The following is a 9041-nucleotide window of genomic DNA, read 5'->3' as shown; positions in this document are numbered from 1 at the left end:
CTAAAATATTTTATAAATTATTAACAGGTACATGGAGCGGCATTGTATAAGGGGCTAAGACTGCTGATGCACAGCATGAGCGCTTTTGTTATGAGTTCTTGTTGATGCCATCATGGATTTTTTTCAGCAGATTGTTTGCTGCCTGCAGCTCACGGGGGTCTTTTGAAGCTTCTTAAGATCCTTAAGCTTTCCCCCATCTCTTTAAGAGCTTTACGAGTTTCCCTGTTTCCCTGTTTCCCTGTTTTCCTCAGCCAGCTTATCGCGCCTGTCAACAGCACGCTGCTCGGCTTTCTATGCCTTGTTTAACTGCTTTAACTGGTTGTCATGAAAGGTGTCAGGAACAATGCTGGCGTTCTTTTTGAACCAGCTGGCAATATTCTTTAAGGTCTCAACATCACAATCTAACTTGAGGCAACAGGCGGCTGTCAGCTCAGAATCAAATCAAAAAAACTCGCATGTATTGGCTACCACCATTCCATCCTCAAGTGTTTTAAATGCGGATGGATAATCAGGCATGTACTTATGCATACTGCACCCAGACATAATGCAGTCGGGCAGTCTGTTCAAAACTGGGATCGGCTGAAATGAGCTTACGCTCAGTGAGGAGATTAGGATAATGAGGCTGGAGAGTGAGGAGCAATTAACTGGATGAGACAGCCGTAGAAGAGAAGAGATTGATGGTTGGACATTACATTGCCTTAACTACAATGAAGGCAACATTCTGTTTACAGGGGTGGCAGATTTAATGATGAGCTGCGGAGGAAGATATTGATTTTCCTTGAAATATTACAGCCTGAATATGGGGCAAAATTTAGAGCAGATCTGATTTATACGGCATTTGGGACAGTCCTGGGTAGTAGTTAACCTGGCAACCCCTGGAGGCACAAGCATTTACCCATGATCTTAAATTTGCTAGAATAGCGCCGTTTCCATCATGCGCCCAGGAAACATCTCATTTCAAATTACGTTGCTGGATTAGCTCAGTCGGTAGAGCAGTTGATTCGTAATCAAAAGGTCGCAAGTTCGATTCTTGTATCCAGCACCAATTCAGGGCAGAGGGTGAAAATCGAACCTGTCAGTGCGATTCTTCACGCAGTGACGGGATCTATTCACGTATCTTTGAGTCTGGATCAGACCGCGCCTTTGCAGGGAAGTTTGACCCGGAAAAAGATAATGGCCTCTTTGCCTTTGGCCGTCTCTACAGAGAGCAGTACTTAAGCAACGCCTCGCCTGCTGAAAAGGTAGTACTTGCTGGTATCACCAATCTCTGCGAAAGCCCTTGGGCTCAGCAGCATAACGGTCAGATCAACCTGCAGAACTGGCTCATCTCACGTCGTCTTGACTCATTAATCACTCCACGCAATGTGGGGCGTCACATCCATGCCCTGAAAGAGCAGGAACTCATCAATATTGAGTTGCGAGATGGTAAGCGCTGGATCAGCGTTAATGCCAATACCAGCAGCAGCTTCATTCCTTTTATTTTCCTTGATAACAACACTATGACTTATTCAGAGGCCCTTTTTCTGTCAGGGCTTCTGAACACCTCATGCACCTTTGCCAGGGCTGGTGTTGACTTCGTCCTTCCTAATAACTCAGTCAGAGCCCACTGCGAAAACCTCATTTCTCAAAAGGTTTTCTCCCAGGGCAAAATTCACCGCATCATAGACAGCCTTGAGCACAAAGGGCTTATTCTACCTGCTGGTGCTGCTGGTGGTGGCGTTGCCATATCACCTGACATTACTCAGCCTTATGCAAGGCTTTTAAAAGTCAGGGAGTCTCAGAAGGCTTCTGACATTCTTAACACCAGGGCTGTTGCCGAGGTTGTTAAGTATGTCGACACTCCTCTCACCAGAATCATGCGTGCCCAGAAGCTCGATGCAATCCCAGGGTATATCCACAATCCAGTTGACGTCATCGACACCATCGAGGGGATCACCTTTATTGATAAGGATGACCTTAACCAAGACATTCCTTTTTACGAAGAGTCACTGGCTCAGAGCAACACCCTTTTGAACAACGAGCACTTTACTCCTGCATGCGGAGGAGCAGAGTACAACGCCTCGCGCAAACTCTCTGAAGTAAAGCGCAATGAGTTCTACAGCATGTCTCAAGAGCAGCAGTGGCAGGTAACTCTCACTGACGCATTCAACAGCACAGAGCTCGCCTGTGAAAGCAGTACTGCATTCAAACTCTCCTCAAACCAGCTCAGGACCATTTTAATTGATGGTATCGCTGGACAGGATGACAGAGATAACCTTGAATCACGCTTGAAGACAGCTGTCAGAGCAAGCCATAACAACAACTTACAGAAGGTAAGAGCCTTACAGTCCTCAAGCCCTAATACCATGAGAGAGATGGTCAATGCCATAAAGATCTATGAGCATCGTTATGGCGACCGTGAGCTCGCTGCTGTTATTAAGGAGCTGCAGGCTCTGACAGATCCGGGCAACACAAATGCGCACACCCCATCTTCAAACGCGCACACTTCTGCGCACACCAGCGGTCAAGGTGCGGACTCTATTTTATCAAATGCGCACACTAATTTTTCAAATGCGCACACTTTGTCTCCAAACGCGCACACCCTGGCTCCAAACGCGCACACATATAAGAACGGTATAAAGAACGACTGTAAGAACGCTTATACCAACGACACTAAGAACGAGCTAAGTAACGACGCTGTGCCCGGCGCCGGTGGCGCGGACCACAGCGCCGCCCCAGTATCTGGCCTTAGGCAGGCGCTCTCTGAGCTGCAGGAACTTGATTCCATCCAGACAAGTCCTCAAGAAACACCTCTGTTCGGTGTGGACGAGGCTTTCATCTGGGCAGACAACTGTCAGGCTGCGTTGAACAATCGTCCTGATGAAGTCACTGTTTCCAACGACTATTTAGGCGAGGTGAACGGGTACGTAATCTCTTTCGGTGAGTACATTGCACGAAGGATGACCCTCATAACCAGACATGAAAAGATCCAGGCAGAGATGGACAGCCTGGAGCACACTCCTGCAACTTATGCCAGAGACAGGGGAATTGAGCTTATTAAGGAAATCCAGGTACTTCGTGACTTATGTCCTGAAGTTGGACCATGGCAAGCCCCTTTCGACATTCCTGGTTATGGCAGAGGCACCGCTATAACGGTTCAGGAGTACAAAGACACTGTCTTAACCAGTCCGAAGACTTTCTGCACATCAGAATCAGTAACAGCTGGCGGAGAGAGGTCAGTAAACCTGCAGCAGGCGAATGAACATGCCATTGCCAATGACACAACTGAATCGATGGTTAATCCATTGCCTGCCAATCAGTCCTCAGTAACAGTTGCTGACACTGAGACAGAAGCTGTTGAACAGCCGTCAATCAATAAAGTCAACTCATTACTCTCCAAACTTGACGGGTTTTACCAGGCTGCACTTGAGCATGAACAGGGCTACCGTGATGACCACGAAACCTGCACTGACATGCATGCGGAGGAAGATGATGTTGGTCATGGACGGGTAACTTCTCCTGATGAATGTGAGTCGATGACCGGCATGGACTTTGTCAGCATCATGACCGGGTTACAGGCATCATCCCACAACAACAGCAAGGACTAGCATTTAATCCGGCGTGGCAGCAGAGCAGCGGGATTAAAACTTCTTCCCGCAGGCATGAATCTGCATATGCTGGAAAGGAGTACAAATGACTAAACTCACACAATCTCAGATTGATATGGCTAACTCAACTGATCCAAGAAGGCTGATAGAAAGTCTGGGATATGTATGCAAAGGTAAGGAGCATGCTTTCAACGTTTACAGCTCCTCAAGTTCCAAAAGTGAGCTTTATAGAGTAGACCGGAATAGAAACACTGGTCGATACGTGTTCTGTGACAAACATGCCAGCCGAGGCGGTGACATTATCAAGCTGATTATGGAACTTTCAAACATGAAGTTCCCTGAAGTAATTAAGGCTCTTTGTCCTGATGCCATAACTGATAAGTCGGCGCTGTCTGAGTTTGTCAGTAAAAGAGCAGCTGAATCTGCTGTTCCGAAACCAGCATTGTATCCACGTATTCCTATGACAAGGGAGCAAGACAAGGTAGATGGGAGAAAGTACCTTACTGATATACGTGGGATAAGCGGCAAAACGCTTCAGATAGCTGAGCAGCAGGGATTTGTCAGATATATAAAAGGCGCGGTCTTATTTTGTGGCTTTGATGAGAGTGGGAAAGTCAGAAATGTAGCCAAAAGAGGGTACTTAAGTACAGACATGAACCCTAAAACAAACTTCGCTAACAGCGACAAACAATTCGCAGGGCTGATAAAAGGAGACCCGAAGAGCGTATGGGTTGTTGAAGGCGGGGTTGATGCTCTGGCGTTAATTGATATGGCTTACATGCAGGGACATCCACAGCATCCAACCATCATCATATCCAATGGAGCAGGCGAGAAGAAATGGATTGATACGCCACACCTGTCCAGCATTATCAGGTCTGCTGAAAAGGTGACTATCGTATATGACAACGAAAAAGATGCCCAGGTGGAGGCCGGTACCAACCGGGCACACCAGGGTCAAAAGGAAAAGATAGAAGCTCTGATTCAAAGAGAAGTCAATACTTACAGACCGCCTGCCAAATATGGCAAGGACTTGGCGGATATGAATTTATGTAAAAAGAGAGGTATGGCTGTATCACAAACACCGCAGCCATCCAGGACCTGCAGCTTAGAACGTAATTAAAGGAGTTTTTATGGTAGCTAAGGTACTTACCATCAGTAATGAAAAAGGCGGAGTAGGCAAGTCATTTCTTGCTGTGCAGACTGCCTTTTATGCCGCATATCAGTGCGGGTGCAAGACCCTCTTCATTGATCTTGACAGTCAGGCTAACGCCAGCAGAGTGTTGATCAAAAACGAGATGGTTACTTTGTCCAACATCAAGCCAGCTGATCTCTTCTTAGCAGCTGAGGAGCGAGACATCAATACAGATGCAGAGATTGGTGGGGAAGAAAACAGCAATCTTCAGCTTATCTCAGCAATTAACTCAAAAGAAGAGCTAATCACTCTTCAAGAGAATCAGGAAAGCGAGCTGATACAGATGTACTCTAACTTTGTTGAAGCAATAGGTGTCCTGAAGAGTCAGTTTGATCTTATTGTGATTGACAGTAACCCTAATGCGGATATCAGGAGCAACAGTGCTGTTGGCGTTGCTGACATCATCATCTCTCCAATCCAGCTCTACACAGAGTCGATCCAGGGTCTGGAAGGAATAGTAAATCGAGTCGGGCAGCTTAATAACACTGCGAGAGTTTATTTCATTCCAAACATGGTTGACCACTCGGAGCTCCAGGTTCGGACTGCGGAGAAGCTGGTTGCAATGAACAAAGACATGCTGCTGCCAATCCATGAGATAAGCGTAACCAGAAATGATGACCAGATTGTTATAGGAGTGTGAACTGCATTACGGCGTCATTAAAAGACGAAACTGTTTTGCAGTGGCTCAGGATATAGGCAAAGGAGTATGGATAGTAAATAACAATAAAAGTGGCTGGAGAGAAATCAGAAGGGTGCTGTTCACCATCATGGAGGCGATTGACGTTGACAAAGAGTTCTCTGCTGCAGATGAAGTTGTATTTTCACTTGAGAAGCTTAAGCAGGCACATCCAGACAAATGGAAGCGCCTGCTGAGACACCTTTGGATGTGTGGACATACTTTCGGCTTCACACTGCCTGGCTTGAGCCAGGGCGATGTACAAAACCTCATTGGCCTTAAAGAAACATCACCTATTTCATTAGTTAGCTAAGGAGTACCCATGGATTTATCAAAGTTGAATCTGGACAGAAAGGAAGTAGTAGAGCAAATAGAACTGTCCAAAATCATCAGAGACAGCAAACAGCCTCGTAAGGATTTTAACGAGGACAAAATGCAGGAGCTTGCTCGTGATATTGAAGCAAATGGGCTTTTGCAGCCTATTATTGTGCGAAAAGACAGCCTTCAGTACGTAATTATTGCAGGTGAAAGACGCTATCGGGCTTTCCAGCTTCTGGGCAAAGAGAAAATCCCGGCCATCGTCAGGAAAGTAGAAGACGACAGCAAAATCGGCTATCTGCAGATGAGTGAAAACATCAAGCGTGACGAACTTAAGTACTATGAAATTGCTGACTTCATAACCTCCCGTATTGAGCTGGGTGAAAAGAAGGGTGAGATAGCAGAGAAGCTTGGCATGAAAGCTCAACGTATCTCTGACTACCTTACCTGGTCAGAGGCCCCTGATTGGCTCAAGTCTTACAAGGACAACTTCAAAAGTATATTTACATTTGCCGACTTCGCTAAAGAGGCTGAAAAGAACGGCGAGGCACTCAAAGAGTTCGTGGCCTTGCAGGCTGGTTTTAATGATGACAGTGCCGAGCTATTTACCAGTAGCACATTAAAGGCATTCAGAGAGAAGCTGTCATCTGGCGGCAGCGAAACCCCATATGAAAACAGCTCAAACGAGCATACGGCAGAGGCCGATGCAGAGCCAGCGGGGGGAAACTCTGGTTATGACAGCAGCTGGTACAGTGAAGAAGGAGTAGGGACGGGACATGACCCCCAGGAGGCAAGCGAGGGAGAAGACTCCTCCAGAGATGATGTTGATGACTATGAAGATGCATTTTCAAACAACGAAAGCAACTCTTCCCCGTCAGCCAGCCCTGATGACGGTGAGGGGCCAGACATGGAACGCGAAGCCGATGAAATTCTGAGTAACGATGATGCAAAGACTCGATATCGCAAGCCACTCATCCTTGGAACTATTGATGGTAGAAATGTCGAGTTCCTCTACAAGGTAGTGATGCCAGACGGCTTTATCATGGTTAAGTTTGAGGACTCAGGCGAGGAAGAAGAGCGCCTTGCAGAGGAGATAAAGATAAATAGAGTAATAGAGGGGTAGCAAAGAGAAATTTCCAAATTTGGAAATTTTTAGGCTAGGGCAGGATAGGCAACCTGCGGAAAACCCATGGGGTTTTTCTTGCGGTTGCCCCCTGCACATCCGTGGGACACCAGGGCAGTCATCAACATGACTACTTCTGGTGTGTAAGACACTTTAGCCTTGCTAAAGTCGCTACAAGTAGCGGTCAAATAGAAGGTAATCTGAATATGAAAACAAAATATAAGAAGTTAACAATCCAACTGGGGGACGAGACTCACTTAATGTTTGAACGTTTTGCTAAAGATAAAGGAAAACGCCCAGCTACTCTGGCCAGAGAAATACTGACAAGGGCATTAAAGAACAATGAAGTTAAGGCAGAGCCCGCGCGTGAATCTTCCGATTCAGTAAGCCTTCATGTCAAACTGAACAGCGAAGAGGTGAGGGCCTTAGACTTTGTGGCCATGCATTACAACGTATCAAGGCCAAAGGCAGTACTTATCATAATCAGGGGAATGTTGATGGATATGCCGACATTCACCGGCGAAGATAGAGATGTTCTTTCAAGGTCCAATGTGGAGCTTAAGGCTATAGGTACCAACCTTAACCAGCTGGTAAAAGAGTTGAACTCTTTCAGAAAACATCGCCTGCTTATAAACGAACATAACCTTAAAGAGGAAGTAGCTTATTTTAAAAAGCTAACCCATAACAGATCTCTGGAGAAGTACATTAAGGAGCATGTAGAGGTCGTCAGACAGATGATTAAAAAAGCGGCTCGGAGGTTCTGAGTATGGATGTTGATAAAAATACGGCTATAAAAATAGCCCGGGAACATCGCGAGTATGTAAGAAGATTCAGAGAGGCTGAAAAGCTGATTAGCAGAGTACTTCCATATCCGGATGAGCCAGATATTTTTAAACCAATAAAAAGGGTCAAGCTAAGGAAGCAGGCGGGGGGAGGTGGTCGTTTCACATATCTCACCAGGGGCTCGGGATGGCGTTCAGGATGGGGGTACAGCTCGTCTAAATCTGCAAGCACCTCTGCCAGATCAGTCTCAGAAAAAAGGCGTAGCCGCACAGTAAATTCAAACTATCGTAAATCCCGTATATATAAGAAAGGCACTGGGATTTCAGCAGTACAAAAGGCAAAAGGCATTGTCAACAGCTACAAGGAAGCTGTTATCAAGATAGACAGAGCTTCTAAAGGCATAAAAACTGCCAGTCATTTACATAAGGCCGCCAGCTACATTATTCGCAATGGAAAAGTGCTTCCTGAAGGTCCAGATGGTTCAACTCTATCAAAAGAGCGTTTATACGACCTTATAGACGAGTGGGCTAATGATATGGCTATAGCAGAGAGTAAGGACTCTATTGAGTACGATAATAACGCTCCAGCTGCAGCTCGCCGTTTTATCTTATCAGCGCCTCCGGGGACGAATCACGATGCTATGATGAAGACGGCACGGCAATTTGGGCAGGAGTTCTTCAGGGATAATGGTTTTGATTACGTATATGTTATGCATGCTAAGACTGAAGATACTCCTAATGAACCTGACCATCCACATGTCCATTTTCTTATCAAATCTGTTAACAATCAGGCGCAGAGACTTAACATTAGAAAAAATGACCTGAAATTTATGAGAGAGCGTTTTGCGGCATTAGCAATGCTTAACGGCATTACCATGAATGCAACGGACCGCGCTGTAAGAGGTGTAGCGAGGTCAAATACTTCTATTGAAAAACACTATATAGACTTAAAGGCCAAAACAGTAAAAGAGGAGCCTGTATGGACAAATGGTCAACTTGCTGCGAGAGCAAGGATCAAACAATCAGCAGATTCTGCAACCAGAGAGCTGATTGAAATAGACGACCCCTCCATAAACAGCCTGGCTAAAGGGCTCCAAGAACATTTTTCTACATTCTCAAACGAACTCCCGGACGAGATAAGTACAGGAGAATTTTATAAAAGCTTTATTGCAATGAAAAAGAAAGCAGCAAAGGAGAGCAAAAACATGAGGGAAAATACAGAGATTAGAAATAAAGAAAGTGCTCAATCTCAGGCTCAAAAATGGGCAATCGAGCGTCGAAAGAAAGAATTATCCCGCAGGGAAAAAGAAAGGCTGAGATAAGCGTTCTCCCCTGATCATGGCATGACAGCCGTACCAGCCCA

At 45.8% G+C, this 9041-nt stretch carries 7 protein-coding genes and 1 tRNA gene; all 8 read left to right on the top strand.

Annotation, left to right across the window (positions count from 1 at the left end; all coding sequences use genetic code 11):
- Positions 1 to 969: 969 nt before the first annotated feature.
- The 8 genes from MXE39_RS11095 to MXE39_RS11060 all read left to right on the top strand — a co-directional run bounded on the left by MXE39_RS11095 (position 970) and on the right by MXE39_RS11060 (position 9000).
- Positions 970 to 1045: transfer RNA gene (locus MXE39_RS11095), tRNA-Thr, on the top strand.
- Positions 1046 to 1364: 319 nt separating this feature from the next.
- Positions 1365 to 3587: a hypothetical protein gene (locus MXE39_RS11090; RefSeq protein ID WP_247074132.1), complete on the top strand. Its 2223-nt coding sequence runs from the start codon at positions 1365 to 1367 to the stop codon at positions 3585 to 3587.
- Positions 3588 to 3672: 85 nt separating this feature from the next.
- A complete protein-coding gene (locus MXE39_RS11085; protein WP_247074130.1) occupies positions 3673 to 4707 on the top strand; it encodes a DUF3991 domain-containing protein in 1035 nt (344 codons plus the stop codon).
- Positions 4708 to 4717: 10 nt separating this feature from the next.
- Positions 4718 to 5419, top strand: coding sequence for a ParA family protein (locus MXE39_RS11080; protein ID WP_247074128.1), 702 nt, complete (start codon positions 4718 to 4720; stop codon positions 5417 to 5419).
- A 40-nt stretch (positions 5420 to 5459) separates the two neighbouring features.
- The gene (locus tag MXE39_RS11075) at positions 5460 to 5768 is read left to right on the top strand and encodes a hypothetical protein (protein ID WP_247074126.1); all 309 of its coding nucleotides are present in this window, start codon (positions 5460 to 5462) and stop codon (positions 5766 to 5768) included.
- A gap of 9 nt (positions 5769 to 5777) precedes the next feature.
- Positions 5778 to 6896: a ParB/RepB/Spo0J family partition protein gene (locus MXE39_RS11070; protein WP_247074124.1), complete on the top strand. Its 1119-nt coding sequence runs from the start codon at positions 5778 to 5780 to the stop codon at positions 6894 to 6896.
- Between the two features lie 206 nt (positions 6897 to 7102).
- A complete protein-coding gene (locus MXE39_RS11065) occupies positions 7103 to 7660 on the top strand; it encodes a hypothetical protein (RefSeq protein ID WP_247074122.1) in 558 nt (185 codons plus the stop codon).
- Positions 7661 to 7662: 2 nt separating this feature from the next.
- A complete protein-coding gene (locus tag MXE39_RS11060) occupies positions 7663 to 9000 on the top strand; it encodes a relaxase/mobilization nuclease domain-containing protein (protein WP_247074120.1) in 1338 nt (445 codons plus the stop codon).
- Positions 9001 to 9041 lie beyond the last annotated feature (41 nt).

The sequence above is a fragment of the Anaerobiospirillum sp. NML120511 genome (assembly GCF_023050955.1).
GTDB lineage: Bacteria > Pseudomonadota > Gammaproteobacteria > Enterobacterales > Succinivibrionaceae > Anaerobiospirillum.
Note: the sequence above shows the minus strand (reverse complement) of the source record. Positions and strands in the feature narration are given on the sequence as shown.